Here is a 14,882-nt window from a genome sequence, read left to right as displayed (position 1 = left end):
AATCGGTAAGTGTTGGGTAAGTTAGGTTCACTAATGTAACCTATGTGGTTATCGAAAGGTGATGAATTATGAACGCGCATGCAATTAACTCGCTAATTAAAAGCCTTAGTGAAAGCGACCATGTTGCTTTGCGAAATTACTTTCATGTTGCAGATACCATTGCGGACCTGATCGGCCCCCATTGCGAAGTGGTGGTGCACTCTTTTGCCAGTCTTGATAATTCTGTTGTTAAGATTGCAAATGGTCATCTAACAGGGCGCTCGGTTGGCTCGCCGATAACCGATCTGGGGCTGAAGGTGATGCGCGATTACCTTGAAAGTGGCGATACGACGCCAAGTGCGTATTACACAAAGACAGCAGATGGGCGGCAATTGAAATCCAGCACCACGATCTTGCTTGGAGAAAACGGGCGGGCAATCGGGATGCTTTGCGTTAACATCAACCTGTCGGCGCCGTTTTCAGAGATTGTTCAAACGTTTATTGCGCCGCAGCAGTTGCGCCCTAGCGAGGCTACAAACGAGACATTTAGCGCGAATGTGAGCGATGTTATCGATCAAGCGCTCGCACTTGCCGTGCAGGATGCGGAGGCTAATCCGGCTGTCTCCCAGAAAACCAGAAACAAAGAAATTACCCGCTTGCTGTATGAGCGCGGGATTTTTGAATTCAAAGAGGCGACGCTGCTTGTTGCGGAGCATCTCGGGATTACTCGCCATGCGATTTACAAATACATACGCGAGTTTAAAGCACACCAAAAAACTGGAGAAAACCAATGAAAAAAGTAATCGACACTGCGCAAGCCCCAGCTGCAATCGGGCCATATTCTCAGGGCATGATTTTTGATCGGCTTGTGTTTACTTCTGGCCAGTTGCCACTCGTCCCAGAGACCATGGCGTTTCCAGAGGGCGGAATTAAAGAACAGGCCGTGCAATCTCTGGCTAATCTGAAAGCTGTTCTGGAAGAGGCCGGTGCGGGTATTGATAGTGTAATCAAGACCACTTGCTTTCTGGGAAATATGGAAGACTTTGCTGCATTCAATGAAGTGTATACCGAGGTCTTTGGTACCGATGCTGCGCCAGCGCGCTCCTGCATTCAGGCAGGTCGTTTGCCAAAGGATGCTTTGGTAGAAGTTGAAGCGATCGCTTACATCAAAGGTTAAGACTTCTTGCGCGGCCTGCTTAGGTTTACTCGCCCGATCCCCTAAGGGCAGGTGGGTCGCGCAACCTGCCCAAAAAACGGATCACTGTTATGCTTAAGTCCTGTCAAAACCGCTGGTATAGCGGGCAAGGTAGCGCCTTGTTTAATGCTGAGATGGCTCAGTCCGCGCTGGCATTTCACAGAAAAATCGAGGGCTATGCCCAAACACCACTTGTTTCGCTTGAGGTTCTGGCAAAGAAGCTAGGAGTAAAAAAGGTCCTTGTTAAGGACGAGTCCTATCGTTTTGGGCTTAATGCGTTCAAAGTGCTTGGCGGTTCTTTCGCACTTGGTTGCCTGCTAGCGAAAAAGCTGGGTGTGCCGCTTAGTGAGATCGATCTAAAAACGGTCGCGAGTAAGCTGCCAGAGCCTATGGTCTTTACAACCGCAACTGCTGGCAACCACGGCACCGGGGTGGCATGGGCCGCAAGAGAAATGGGGCAAAAGGCAGTTGTTTACATGCCCAAGGGCTCACCACAGGCAAGTGTGAAGAGGGTTCGTGGACTTGGTGCAGAATGTATCGTAACCGATGTGAACTACGACGATACCGTGCGTATTGCCAATGAGACCGCGCAGGCAAACGGCTGGGACTTGGTGCAAGACACTGCCTGGGAAGGGTATGAGGAAATTCCCACATGGATTTCTCAGGGCTATATGACTATGGCTGCGGAAACAGTGCAGCAAATTGCTGATGCGGACTTGCCAAAACCAACTCATGTGATTTTGCAGGCCGGTGTGGGCGCAATGGCTGGCGGGGTACTTGGTTACCTTGTTGATGCACTTGGTGTTGGTACGTTCAAGACCCTGATCGCCGAGCCAAGAGCAGCGGAGTGCATCTATCGCTCCGGAACTTCAGATGAGGGCAAGATGACTGTGGTGGAGGGGGATATTAGCTCGATTATGGCAGGGCTAGCATGCGGTGAACCGAACCCCGTGACATGGCCAACGCTGCGTGATAACAGCGATTGGTTCTTCTCGGTGGAAGATAAGGTTGCGGCTACGGGTATGCGCATGTTGGGCTGTCCATTACGGGGTGATGTACAGGTGATTAGTGGTGAGTCTGGTGCAATCGGTGCTGGTTTGTTGTACTTGCTCCAATCTGATGAGGCTTATGCAAAAGTGGCGAAGGATGTCGGGCTCAACGCGGGTTCAGTTGTGCTGATCTTTAGTACTGAAGGTGACACCAGCGGTGCGCGTTATCAACAAATCGTGTGGGAAGGACTGCATGCTCTTTAGGCGACGGCGCTGCGGTGTGCGGCCTGTGATTGTTGAGCGTCTGGTTTAAGATATGAGAGGCGCAGCTGCCAATGCAGCTGCGCCTTTGTTGTTTCAACCGGATTGGTGTGATGTCCGTAGAAATGACAGGTCATCAACAAATCATGTTGTATCTTCGCGGAACGCTCGGCGAAATGATTGCCTTAGCGGGTCAAGCAAATAACGAAGCGGGGTATGGCGCCCAGTCTGCACGAAAACTTCTGCCGGCATGCCAGGTAATAGCTTTACGCCATCATTAAGCGTCGCGACGCGCATGTCATCGACCCTCACACGCAGGTTGTAAAAGCGTTCCCCTGTGTCTGGGTCACTTTCTGCATCCGCGCCGATCTGTATAACTTCTCCATCTAGCGGAACCATATGGCGCGCCATAAAGGATGTAATCTGTATCTTGGCTCTCATGCCAACACGGACATTATCAATATCGGAGAGCCGCAACCGTGAATCGATCAGTAACTCCTCATTCGCAGGCACAATTGTCATGATCGGCTCTCCGGGGCGTACTACCCCGCCAATAGTCTTGTTGTTTAGTTTTAATACTCGCCCGTCAATTGGTGAGCTAATAAGAGTTCGAGACAATACATCATTCGTCGCTGTCAGCGCCTCTTCCAGTTGAGCGATCTCTGAGTTAACTTTTGTTAGTTCTTCGGTGATCTCTTCAAGCGCTTCAGAACGGAGAGAGATTTTTGCCAACTTGATTTCTTCAATTTTTTGCCCTGCGCGTGCGATCGTTGAATCGAGGGCTGATATTTCGGAGCTGAGTTCAGCGCGCTTGCGTTCCAGCGCAAACATTTCGGGTTTGCGCGAGAGACCACGTTGAACTAGCATTTTTTTTGCCAGCAGCTCTTTCGCGACAAAGCTAAGCTGCTCCTCCATGCCGCGGATCTGGGCGCGCAGGCTAGAGATTTCGCTTTTGACCTGTTGTTGCTGTAGGTCGTACACAGCTTGCTGCTCACTTATTAGTTTGTTTTTAACGAGGAATTTGACCTTTTCATTGCGCACAAACTGCTGATAACTCCTGTCGTCTACTCCCTTCTCTAAGGAGGGTATCTTGAGATCTTTCTTGCCCGCCTCTTGCGCCAGCAAGCGCTCACGCACGACACGGAGCCGCTGAATTTTCCGCCGTGTTGATTGATAGTTTGCTTCGGCGAGGGCCTTATCAAGCAAAACCAACGGTTGACCTTCTGCTACAAGATCTCCCTCACGCACTTGCAATTGGCGGACAATACCGCCCTCTAAATGCTGGATCGTCCGCAGGCTGCCATCAGGGCTGACTTGACCGCTCGCAATTGCGGCTGAAGATATGTTGCTGAGGCTTGCCCATATCCCGAACCCACCAAAACAAATGGTGATTATTAGAAAGCCGAGGAACCAGTTTTTGCGAATGCTGAGCCGCAAATTGCGAGCCAAATCGTTAGCCATTTGCCCCTCCGTGCCAACTCCGGGGTGCCGCTGCAGATTTCTCGTTTGCGCTTGTGGTTGATGGCTTGAGCTTTCCCAGCTTTTTCAATGCATCGCCAACCGGGCGAATGGTTCTTCGCAGATATTCTTCGCCACTTTGTTTTTGCAGTATTTGCCCCATCCCTAGAGTGACAATTAAATCGGCTTTTGCTAGCGCAGCAGGGCGATGGCTGACAACGATTACGGTTGATCCCAAAGATCTCAGTTTGAAAATGCAATCTTGAAGCGCATTCTCGCCTTCTGCATCTAAATTTGCATTTGGCTCGTCGAGTACGATCAGTTTTGGCAGCTTGTATATGGCACGGGCAAATCCAATGCGCTGCGCTTGGCCACCTGAGAGTGTGCTGCGTCCAATGCCGATCTGGGTTTCATAGCCTTCTGGCAAGCTGTTTATCAATTCATGGCACCCGGCGAGGCGGGCCGCTTGTATCACGGCTGTGTCATCAGGCTCGCTTAACCGGGCTATGTTTTCCCGTATGCTCCCTTCCATCAATTCCACGGATTGCGCCAGATAGCCAACATTCTGACCGAGTTGTTGTTGTGACCAATTCTTCATTGCAACGCCGTCTAGTCGCACGGATCCTGATGTTGGCTCCAAAGCGCCAATGAGGAGGCGGCATAATGTCGATTTTCCGCTCCCCGAGGGGCCAACTAGTCCAATCAAAGTGCCAGCCTCTATTTGCAAATCCAATGCTCGTAATATAGGCCTTTCACGACCCGGCAAGGCGTAGCTAGCGCTCTTCAAATCCAATTTACCATGTACTTTGGGTTGCTGAATTCTCGGGGGAGCGACGGGAGCCATGCGCAGGAGATTGGTAATTCTATTGTGTGCCTGCATGGCCCCGACAAGGCTGCGCCAAGCTCCCAACGCTTGTTCGGCAGGAGCGAGAGCGCGGCCCATGATTATGGAGGCTGCGATCATGCTTCCAGCGGAGATCTGGCCGTTGGTAGCCAAATATGCGCCCAGACCTAAAATGGAGATTTGGGCCGAAAACCTTACAAACTTTGTAAGAGCGCCAATTTTCGCCGAGCTTGAAGCAACATCGTACATCGCTTGAGCGACCTTGCTGTTATCTTCCCTAAATCTGGTAAGGACTCCGGGTAACATGCCCATGCTATAGACGCTTTCACTATGGCGCGCCGCCACATCTACAGTTGATTGTGCCCTGCTTCGATGCTCTGCAAGGCCTTTCATCTTATGGCGCGTAATTCTGTCATTTATGCCAGCGAGCAGAAGCAACAATACTGCCGCTCCAACGGCAACAAGGCCAAGCCAAGGATGGATTAGCGTGACGGCAAGCATGAACAGCGGCATCCACGGCCCATCAAAAAAAGGGAGCACGCTTGGGCTGCCAACAAACTGGCGAATTGTGGCTAAATCATTGACCGCGTGAGCGTGTGATGATCCTTTGGCGCGCGAGTGCTGGACAATGGCAGCCAACAAATCCGCGTGCACACTTTCATCCCACCATCTTGCTACACTTGCGAGGATCGATCCTCGGATGGCGTCTAAAATCGCGATTATTGCCAGAAAGAAGAATACGATTACTGTTAAAAAAACTAGGGTCTCGAGGTGGCTGCTTTGCAACACACGATCAAAAATTTGTTGCATGTAAATCGGCGACACCAAAGTCCCCAGATTCACAAAAATTGAAAAGAAACCAACAGCAAAGAAGCCGGAGAACGATGAGCGATAGACTTTTACTGCAGGATAATGTGCCTCTGTCTCATCAATACTACGCATACGTGCCTCATAGCTAATCAAGACTTGTTATCATTGTTAAAACGACTGTGGTTGAGGGCAACGAGGCGTTCCCCTCAACCACAGGATAAGAAGCCAGATCGCGTTAGCCAGCGGAGCCGTCATCTTGTGTTGGAAGCAAGAAATCGGGCACGATCATTTCTCCGTCAACAATTGTGCCATACGGGGGAGTTGCATCCAGTTGCGCTTCGCCGGAGCCGTCGACATGTACGTCAAAATCTGCATTGACGGGCGCTAATCCGTCAGTGATGTCGAAATTGACATTCAGGTCGGCCGCATTGCCTTCATCCAGCATAGCCTCCAGCGCCTGAGCGAAGTTGTCATTCAGCGAGAGCTCACCGTCTTGCTGCAAGGTTACCAATTCTAGTTCGGTTAGCAGCTCAAGTGGTAGGACAATGTCTTCCCCTCCCAGTTTTAGCGTAAGCGCACCGCTCACAGTGTCCAAATCGACACTCAGATTATCGCCGTCAATATCATCTGCATTTAGGCCATCTTCGCCCAGAACGTTTATGGTATTGCCGATTGTATCTGTGTCTGTGAGCGTGACAGGTTCGGTCTGAGGTGCAAAGGTTGGTGCATCGTTTTGCCCGGTTATTGTAATCGTAACTGTTGTTGTTACTTGGGCAGTGTCATCGTCAATAGTGACTTCGAACTGCTCGAAGCGGATTTCACCGTCTGCAAGGCCTTGGATGGTGGGGTGGTCATTATTTGCGGTGTAAATCCACTCTAGATCTCCAGCGTCGTTCACATTTGCTGACAGCCCGCCGACAGGAAACCCAAAGCCTTCGATTCCAACAGGTTGCACACGCGCAATCGAATGGGTGTCTCCAGCATCAGCGTCTTCGATCGCTATTATGCCCGTTAGCGTTGTTGTGCCGTCATCTTCAGAGAAGGCAGTATTGGCACCGATCAAAACCGGCGCATCGTTGGTACCAGTTATGTTGAAGCTGAGCTGTTTTGGTAGCCCGTCATCAATACCGTCACTGACTGTAAAGCTGAATGTTTCCTCGGCTTCTTGCCCCTCTCGCAATGCGTTGAGTGCTTTTGCCTGATCGCTATCGAGCGAGTTTGCCGATGCAAGCTCGTATTTGTAGGTGCCGTCGGCATAGACGATCAGAGTACCAAAGGTGCCCAGGAGTGTTGCAGAAGCTTGTTGATCGCCTGTAGAAGACAAAGTCTTCGTGCTTGATCCATTGCTGATTTTGGTGACTTTAATATCCGCAGGATCGCTATCGACATCAACAACATCTTTCAGCAAGCCTGCATCAGGATCCGAAACCGCTGCAATAGTGTTATCAACACTGTCCTCTTCAAGTATTGTTGTGTCGCTTACGTCTTTGGCGATCGGGGCGTCGTTTGTGCCAATGATTTCGAAGGTCAGCTTCTGCTTAGCCGCACTACTTGTCTCTGCGTCTCCGCTGTCATCTTGTACGACAAATTCAAATACATCCCACTGCTGATCATCAGCCTTCAGGGCCTGCAACGCCTCATTCTTGCTCTCGCCACCGGCATTATCGTCGGCAGTAAAGAGGCGATAGCTGTAGCTGCCGTCCGATTTTATGGTCAGTACGCCGTATTTACCTTCAACCGTCGTTTCTGCACCTACATCAAATAGGGGGCTCCCTTCGACACCCACTTTGCTAACGCTGTGCAAATCGTTGATATCGGCATCGCTTACAAGTGCGTCCGTTAAGACATCCCCACTTGCGTTTAGCTCCAGATCTGTACCGTCTTCAGTTAACGGCTCATCATGAACCATTGCGGTGGCGATAGGGCGGTCGTTCGCGCCTTCAATCGTCAGGGTGACAGGCACCTGCAGCGGCTCGCTACCGTCTACGCCATCAGAAATCACCATTGTGTATGTGGCGGTGATCGTTTCTCCAGCGCCTAAATGATCCAGTTTAGCTGTATCGTTTATCTCGAAGCTGTAGAAAACCTTCCCTTTGTTGATAGAGCCGTTCGGAATGACACCCGCGGTAACTTCCATGGCAGGGATTGTTAGGTTTGGATGGCTTGTCTTAACCGTGACGTCATCTGAGAAACTGACAGAGAGTGAAGACACTTCAGTATCGGGGTCAAATACCTTTACACTTCCATCAGCGACCAGAGAGTCAGAGTTGGGAGTGTCCGCATCGCGCTCCTGGATGGTGAGAAGTCCAGGCGCAGGACCGTACAAAACAGGGCTATCATTGCTGCCGGTAATCGTGATTGAGATCGGAACTTCTTCAGAGGTTGCGCCGTGCTTGTCTTGCACCTTAATAGAATAGGTTACGACGAGGTCTTTGCCGTCAGGCAGCGCATCTAGATCCATTAACCCAGCATCGTAAACATACTTGCCGTCAACAAGTTTAATGTTCTTTGCTGCGGTAAGTTGAGCGATTTGATCTGCGGTTAAAATGTCGGTGTTGCCCTTTATCTCACCGTTCGCAGTGATAATTGCTGCAACCGTTGCCCCTGCATCCACGTCCGTGACGGTGAGAGAGAACTCGGTTTTTACAGCGAATTCTCCATCCCCCTCGCTCATCGTCGCATTGGTAGATGAGGTTATGCTTGGCGCATCGTTCTGCCCTGAAATTGTTATGGTAAGTTCTCGAGGGTCAGACCAAGCTCCTTGTTCATCCTGCACGGCGACCTGATAGGTCAGGGTGAGCACTTGCCCTAGTGCCATACTATCAAGATTGAGAGAGCCAGCCGAATACTGATAGTTTCCATCCACCACCTTGATATTCGAACCGGCTTTAAGGGTATCAAGCTGCTGTTCGCTCAGGCCGTTGGAATCGCCTTTAAGTACGGCATCGCTTTCTGCGCGAACCGCGACAACCTGAGAGTTATGATCGACATCATTCACATCCAAGTTAAACTCGGTGGCTACGACGTTGTCGCCATCTGCCTCCGTTATCTGCGCAGAGCTTGATGCGCTGATAACTGGTTTATCATTCATCCCTGCAATTTGAATGGTGATGGTGGCTGTATCGCCCCCAAGTGTGGTGTAGGTATAGGTTTCCTCGCGCACCTCTCCAGCAGCTAGAGTATCTGCCTTGTCATTGCCAATAAAGTTGGCGGCACCATTGTATTTGTTGATGTTGACGGTTCCGTAATCCCCGGAGACAACAAACACCCCGTCTTGATCTTGTCCACTTGTGTCGCCAAAAGCGAGCGATGTAATCACCGCCTTGGAGTTTACGTCGCCTATTTTTTCGTCATTGTCTAAAACGTTAAAGTTGAAGGTGTCGTCTTCACCTACGCCCTCGTAGAGGTCATCTCTGGCGATTAGGGAACTTGAGAGGTCCAGTAGTTTAACGCCATTACTGGTACCATCTTCAAACTGGGCATACTCGATGTTGACGATGGTGGTGGTTTCGGTCGTAGGGGTGCCGTCGCGTTCGACTTCTCTGGAGATCGTATAGGCCGGTTTGCCTGCAATTGTTGTCGCTGTAAATGTGTAGTCTTCTGCGCTGCCAAATAGCTGGACTACATCGTGGGATCCGCCGCGCCCATCAATATAGTCATTGCCACCATTGCCCAACAGTACGTTGTTGAGCCCGTTACCCATTAGAACATCTGCGTTTTGAGAGCCGATGGCGTTTTCAATAGATTTTAGAAGGTCGATATCTCCGGTTCCGGCCACCGAAAAGTTGAAGGCGAGATCAACAAAAACCCCTTGAGTGCCTGTAAGGTAGCTATAATCGGCGGTGTCGATACCCTCACCACCTAGCAGCAGGTCTATGCCCCCTTTTCCAATCAAAGTATCATTGCCTTTTTTCGCAATGATAATGTTCGCGCCATCGGTACCTTCCAAGGAGTCGGTATTGTCCGACCCTGCTATTAAAATGTCCAGATCAGCGTTAGGCGTGAAGACACCCGTATTGGCGCTCGGGTCATCAAGGTTAAGCCCAGAGACGTCAGAAAGGTTCACGCTCGGTGCATCTTCGATAGCTTTCAAACGCTTGGCGATGGATTCAAGAAACGCGTCCAAATTAACAGTCTTAGACATGATAGATCCTTAGTAAATCGTTGCTCGCTTGGGAGGTTGGCTAGGCGTGTTGGAGTGCAATACGCGCCTTGCTGCTGTGCTTGCGCAGATTAGTAAAGATCAGTGGGAAAGACATTCCCCATATAGGGAGTAAATATCTAATTAATCTAGGGTGTGTTGGCAAATGTATATGTATATATTTCTAGATCTATAATAGTGATTAGGTAAATTGTGATGATTACTTAATTTATTATCTGATTATATGTGCTATGAAATGAATCTGTACCTTTCAAACTTGCGAAATATAGATTTTTGATTGTTGACGCACAATTTTTGCATAACTTGTTTTAGTTGTTTATGTGCGGTGTCCAGCTGGATACCTTGTTGTTCAGCATATTGCTTCAGGGGCATCAGTCTGAGTACAGCTGACAGGACCAGAGTTTCAGATTTTGTAAGTTGAAATAGGCGTCCGAACTGCATCACATCTTCATCGTCGATCTCTTCTTCTTCGCCGATTTCGACAATAATGGCGCTACAGGCTTGCTTGCTTTCGCCCGCTGTATTTATTGGGGCGATGATTTTTAGTAAAAACTGCCGCCCATCATTTTGATTTTGTAAAAGTATCGGTTGGCAGTTTTGAGCCTGATTGCTTTGTTGCGCAAGCCTCAAGCAGGAATTGGCATCGGGGTCTTTGCAGGATATTCCATCTCGGCCCACGCGCAAAATGCCTTTGCTTAACAGTTTCTCCGCTTTGGTGTTCTTGTAGAGAACCTCATCACTAGAAAATACAATTATGCCTGCTGTTCTTCCAGATATAGTATCTGCAATTGCTGGCATAACACCCCCTGTCAGTGCTAATCATTATTGAGTAGATAGTAACAAGAATGTTTTACATTAATACTATTCTCAAATCTCCCCTGCTATTTTAAGGAGATTCTTGCCAATATTCGACATTGTTAAAATTATAAGGAAATTTGTAGTGGATTATCTAGATAAATACTATGAGATGCGGAGTGTAATAATTTCATATCACAAGTGTGTCAGCATTTTCACTATAAATAGTGCTGAATGTACTGTGATATGGTACTCGCAAATCTTAGGAAAGGGATGGTAGCGAGGGAGGGACTTGAACCCCCGACACGCGGATTATGATTCCGCTGCTCTAACCAACTGAGCTACCCCGCCATCCGGTGCGCTATGTTTGCGATGTGTTATCGCTGCGCTGTGAGGGGTGTATAAGGAGATTGCGCTTTATCGTCAAGCACGGATTTCGCAGATTTTGTGGAAACTGCACAGCCTGTGAAAAATCGCCCTAAATCAAAGCATTAGTAAACGTCTTGGTGCGTTCAACCCTAGGCTTTTTTCGGCAAAGCCTAGGGCGTTTTTTATGCAGATTTGTCGAGCCCAGCTGCTTCCCAGCTTTTGCCCAGAAGCGCTTTTAATGCAGCTTCTGCTTGCTGGTCTTTTTCTGCGCGCTGGATCCAACCACCGCCAAGTACTTGGGCTTCTTGGCCATCTTGATCGAAAAACACACAGGCCTGCCCTGGGGCAACACCGCTTTCGCCTGCAAGCAGTTCCACTGTGGTTTCGCCTTCATTGTGGCGCAGAATAGCCTCGATCGGAGGGCGAGTGGAGCGGACTTTTGCATACACTGTTTTGCCTTCCGCCGGTAAGTCTTCCAGTGTTCCCGGGCCAATCCAATTTACTTGGCGCAAAAGCAGGGAGTGGGTGGCGAGAGCCTCTTTCGGGCCAACGATGACTCGCTTGCCATCGGCATCCAGATGCACAACATAAAGCGGATCTCCGGAGGCGATGCCAAGGCCGCGCCGTTGGCCGATCGTGTAGTGTATGATCCCTTTATGGGTGCCAAGAATGCGCCCGTCGACATGCACGATGTCGCCCGGTTCTGCGGCGTGGGGACGCAACTTGGCGATGATATCGGTATAGCGCCCTTGCGGGACGAAGCAGATATCCTGACTGTCGTGCTTGTCCGCAATTTCAAGGCCAAACTCATGGGCGAGCGCGCGCACTTCCGGTTTGGTCATGCCACCAAGCGGGAAGCGCAGGAAATCCAGTTGCTCTTGCGTAGTGGCGAACAGGAAGTAGCTTTGGTCACGATCCAGGTCTACCGGACGGAACATTGCAATCTGATTGCCTTGCATATTCGTGCGCACATAATGGCCGGTTACCAGCACGTCGGCGCCCAAATCCTTGGCTGTTTCCAGCAGGTCTTTGAATTTGACTGTCTGGTTGCAGGTGACGCAAGGAATTGGCGTTTCGCCGTTGATATAGCTATCGGCAAAGCGCTCGATTACCTGTTCCTTGAAGCGGGACTCATAATCCAACACATAGTGCGGGATGTCCAGTTTCTCGGCCACGCGGCGGGCGTCGTGAATGTCTTGTCCTGCGCAACACGCGCCTTTGCGCTGCACAGCTTCGCCGTGATCGTAGAGTTGTAGCGTGACACCCACGACGTCATAGCCTTCGCGCTTCATCAAGCCGGCAACAACGGAGCTGTCAACGCCGCCCGACATGGCCACAACCACACGGGTGTCTTCCGGGCGCCCGGGCAAGCCTAGGCTGTTCAACATGGTTTGAACCTCTTTTTGGCGGGCTGCAGTGGCTTTGGCTGCTTCCAAGCGCTGCTGCATTGGCCCCTTTTTCCCGCTTTCTGCCATTGATGGCAGGCGATGGAGCTGCGGGTTCTTGCAAATTCAGCCGGACTATACAGAAAATCACGGGGGAGGCCAACGGTTTTAGGGGGAGTATGTGGAGACGGGTACTTTTTGCCGCCTGATAGGCTAAAAGTGCCTGCTGTCGCGTTGCAATTGTCTAGAAACGGGCGTGAGAAACCCCGGTTTTAGCGATTTGCGTCGTTGGCGCGAAACTTGCTTTGGGCTGTGCGGGTCTTTGCGCGCAGCGTTTGGCCCGACTTGTTGACCTGCTATGATCCGGATTCTTTATTAATGGCGCACATTGCCCAATCAGCTTTGATGAATAGCTCAAGTGCCTTGCTAGAGGGTGTTGCTCTTGCAGGGGCAGAGAGTGCTAGCGCAGCCTCTGGGGTGTTCGAAGTCCTGTTGGGCGCGCAAACTGCTGCCGTTGCTGGTGGAGAGGCGGCGCATTTAAAGGAACCTAGCGCGCAGACGTCGCTGCATGTGGATGGGCATTTTAGTGCTTCCGGGGTTCTGGCCATGCCTGTTGGGTTGGTGCAAACCGATGGGCTTCTTGAGGTTGCGACGCATTTATCTCAGGAGCAGCCTGCTTTCATGGAACCTAATGCTGCATTGGAAGAGCAGTCTCTGGATGTGCGGCAAGAAGCTGCAAATGGTGTGGCTAATGGCCTTGAAGACGTTAAACCTATAAAAAGTGAAGCGGATAAAGCACTTCGTCGCGCTCCATTGTCGGCGGAGTTGGGAGATGGCCTTGTTGTGGGGCTACTGCATGAGGACGCGAGTGTATTTGCGCCGTTATCCCCACTTGCCTCACCTGTGCGCTTCGGTGAGTTGCAGCTACCTCAAGCGACGGGGGACGATGGCAAGGAGCCCGTTCAATCGGAAAAACTAGCTGCGCCAATGGTTGCTAAAACCGTCCGGGGGACTGGCGTGGTTGCAGCCCAAGCGTCAACTGCTGCGCTGATGGCGGGTCCGCTCTCGCCGCTGATCCAGCAGGGCGAAGTTGCGGCGGAGTTTAAGCATACCCCAATACTGCGTTTTGGACATGGATGGGATGTGCAACTTGATGGTGTGGACCAAGTGCAGGATACAGCGCCGCGTCAAACACCTTTGGCGCAGCCCCTCTTAGGTAAGGGGGAAGGGCAACCGCAAGCGACATTTGCTAAGCCTGATGTCGCAGTGCTTAAGCAGGCGCGCGCACATCTGGCGTTGCAGGGAGGCTCCCATGCGGTGGAGGGATTGGTAGCCAATGCGGACCGCCTGTCTAGCGTAAAGCCTGCGACTGATGTTGCTGCGCGAACTCCTGCGCTGCTGCCACAGGAGGGCGTATCTGCTCGACATATGGCGGTTTCGCAAAGGGTGCAAGGAAGTGACGCGTTGACACTGGAGATAGAGGCAGGCAAAGCTCCCTTACGCTCTGGTGCCGCGGCAGTTTCCACCCGATCAGGCGCCACGTTGGATGGGTTGGCGGATGGCAAAACCGTAGTGATAGAGGCTGGCCTTAGGCCGCTGGAGGGACAGAAGCAGGAATTACTTCGTAACGTGAGAACAACTGGCGTGATGCCGGCAGCTCACGAGGGCGTCGTGAAAGCAGCACAGGTAGAGACGGGCCGAAAAGCAACAGAAGTTCCAAGTGCGCCCACAGCACCGGTGGAGAAGCAGGTTTTTGGCGTTACGCGGGGTGCAAGTGCCGCACAAGTTGTTGCGGAGCCTGCGGTGACAGATCCAAGAGGTGGGCAGGGTGCCACGCCAATGACCCAGATCGATCCTACACCATCCGAGTTTCATGATGATCTTATGGGGGGGGAGGTCGCGGATTTGGACAGCGCTGAGGCACCGCGCTTTGCAGCTATGCTGGGCAAGGGTGCAGTGAAGCCGGAGAAAGGACTTGGCGCGCAGGCAAGAGTTGCGGCGCCTGAGGCAATCGCGATCGAAAAAGCCAATGTGAAGCAAGTCACCGCGCCCATCGCAGAGCTTGATTTGGCTGAACTGCCACTAGAGGATATTGAGGCCGATAAGGTGTCATCGGGAGGGGCGCAGGTTGCGGAGCGTCGTGCCCCAGCTGGACAGACTGCGTTGCCCGGACAAGCCGCGCCTTCTATGCAAAAGGCGGCGCAGAGCTTGTGGTCTTCTCTTTCGCAGAAAATAGAGGGGCGCAGCTCCAAGTTTGATATTCGGTTGGATCCTCCAGAGCTGGGCAAAGTGAAAGTTTCGCTCGATTTCGGGCAGGATGGGCGCGTTCGGGCGCATTTGGTTGTCGAGCGTGCGGAAACAATGGACATGTTCCTGCGCGACCAACGCGGCTTGGAAAAAGCGCTGGCAGAGGCTGGCTACGACGGCGCTAAGACTGATCTACAGTTTTCGATGGGGCAACAGCAAGGCGGACAAGGGCAGGATAACGAGCCACAGGTTGTGCGCCAATCAAACCGCGTGTCAGAAGCTTACCGCGAGGATGCGGGGCAGCTGCAAGCCGGTGTTGTTGCAGATAGGTATGATGCGCCCGGGCGCGGCCAGCTGAACCGGTTGGTTTAATAGGAATTGAAGGTTA

The 14,882-nt window shown here is 51.4% G+C and carries 9 protein-coding genes and 1 tRNA gene; 4 read left to right on the top strand and 6 right to left on the bottom strand.

What is annotated here, in order from left to right; all coding sequences use genetic code 11:
* Positions 1–68 precede the first annotated feature (68 nt).
* The 3 genes from AYK82_RS11140 (at position 69) to dpaL (ending at position 2,427) form a co-directional block, all read left to right on the top strand.
* Positions 69–773, top strand: a complete 705-nt coding sequence (locus AYK82_RS11140; protein WP_068315380.1) for a helix-turn-helix transcriptional regulator — start codon at positions 69–71, stop codon at positions 771–773.
* Positions 770–1,156: a RidA family protein gene (locus AYK82_RS11135; protein WP_068315378.1), complete on the top strand. Its 387-nt coding sequence runs from the start codon at positions 770–772 to the stop codon at positions 1,154–1,156. The genes AYK82_RS11140 and AYK82_RS11135 overlap by 4 nt, the downstream gene beginning before the upstream one ends.
* Positions 1,157–1,245: 89 nt before the next feature.
* On the top strand, positions 1,246–2,427 hold the full coding sequence (dpaL, locus tag AYK82_RS11130; RefSeq protein ID WP_068315375.1) for a diaminopropionate ammonia-lyase: 1,182 nt from the start codon (positions 1,246–1,248) through the stop codon (positions 2,425–2,427).
* A gap of 141 nt (positions 2,428–2,568) precedes the next feature.
* Here dpaL and AYK82_RS11125 read toward each other — a convergent pair whose 3' ends face one another.
* The 6 genes from AYK82_RS11125 to mnmA form a co-directional block, all read right to left on the bottom strand.
* Positions 2,569–3,885 carry an HlyD family type I secretion periplasmic adaptor subunit gene (locus tag AYK82_RS11125; RefSeq protein ID WP_068315372.1) on the bottom strand — a complete coding sequence of 439 codons (1,317 nt, stop codon included), beginning with the start codon at positions 3,883–3,885 and terminating at the stop codon, positions 2,569–2,571.
* Positions 3,878–5,668: a type I secretion system permease/ATPase gene (locus AYK82_RS11120; RefSeq protein ID WP_068315370.1), complete on the bottom strand. Its 1,791-nt coding sequence runs from the start codon at positions 5,666–5,668 to the stop codon at positions 3,878–3,880. The genes AYK82_RS11125 and AYK82_RS11120 overlap by 8 nt, the downstream gene beginning before the upstream one ends.
* A 103-nt stretch (positions 5,669–5,771) precedes the next feature.
* Positions 5,772–9,680: a VCBS domain-containing protein gene (locus AYK82_RS11115; RefSeq protein WP_068315368.1), complete on the bottom strand. Its 3,909-nt coding sequence runs from the start codon at positions 9,678–9,680 to the stop codon at positions 5,772–5,774.
* Positions 9,681–9,926: 246 nt separating this feature from the next.
* Positions 9,927–10,496: a helix-turn-helix domain-containing protein gene (locus AYK82_RS11110; protein WP_068315366.1), complete on the bottom strand. Its 570-nt coding sequence runs from the start codon at positions 10,494–10,496 to the stop codon at positions 9,927–9,929.
* 271 nt (positions 10,497–10,767) lie between these two features.
* A tRNA-Met gene (locus AYK82_RS11105) sits at positions 10,768–10,844 on the bottom strand.
* A 200-nt stretch (positions 10,845–11,044) separates the two neighbouring features.
* On the bottom strand, positions 11,045–12,250 hold the full coding sequence (gene mnmA / locus AYK82_RS11100; RefSeq protein ID WP_082733891.1) for a tRNA 2-thiouridine(34) synthase MnmA: 1,206 nt from the start codon (positions 12,248–12,250) through the stop codon (positions 11,045–11,047).
* 402 nt (positions 12,251–12,652) lie between these two features.
* Between mnmA and AYK82_RS11095 the strand changes: the two genes are divergently transcribed.
* On the top strand, positions 12,653–14,866 hold the full coding sequence (locus AYK82_RS11095) for a flagellar hook-length control protein FliK (protein ID WP_172795228.1): 2,214 nt from the start codon (positions 12,653–12,655) through the stop codon (positions 14,864–14,866).
* Positions 14,867–14,882 lie beyond the last annotated feature (16 nt).

It is taken from the genome of Polycladidibacter hongkongensis, from assembly GCF_001561995.1.
In the GTDB taxonomy this organism is placed as follows: Bacteria; Pseudomonadota; Alphaproteobacteria; order Rhizobiales; family Stappiaceae; genus Pseudovibrio; species Pseudovibrio hongkongensis.
Note: the sequence above shows the minus strand (reverse complement) of the source record. Positions and strands in the feature narration are given on the sequence as shown.

Coding starts and splice junctions, on each gene's coding strand:
- AYK82_RS11140 (WP_068315380.1), top strand. CDS start 69: ATGAACGCGCATGCAATTAACTCGCTAATTAAAAGCCTTAGTGAAAGC.
- AYK82_RS11135 (WP_068315378.1), top strand. CDS start 770: ATGAAAAAAGTAATCGACACTGCGCAAGCCCCAGCTGCAATCGGGCCA.
- dpaL (WP_068315375.1), top strand. CDS start 1,246: ATGCTTAAGTCCTGTCAAAACCGCTGGTATAGCGGGCAAGGTAGCGCC.
- AYK82_RS11125 (WP_068315372.1), bottom strand. CDS start 3,885: ATGGCTAACGATTTGGCTCGCAATTTGCGGCTCAGCATTCGCAAAAAC.
- AYK82_RS11120 (WP_068315370.1), bottom strand. CDS start 5,668: ATGCGTAGTATTGATGAGACAGAGGCACATTATCCTGCAGTAAAAGTC.
- AYK82_RS11115 (WP_068315368.1), bottom strand. CDS start 9,680: ATGTCTAAGACTGTTAATTTGGACGCGTTTCTTGAATCCATCGCCAAG.
- AYK82_RS11110 (WP_068315366.1), bottom strand. CDS start 10,496: ATGCCAGCAATTGCAGATACTATATCTGGAAGAACAGCAGGCATAATT.
- mnmA (WP_082733891.1), bottom strand. CDS start 12,250: ATGTTGAACAGCCTAGGCTTGCCCGGGCGCCCGGAAGACACCCGTGTG.
- AYK82_RS11095 (WP_172795228.1), top strand. CDS start 12,653: ATGAATAGCTCAAGTGCCTTGCTAGAGGGTGTTGCTCTTGCAGGGGCA.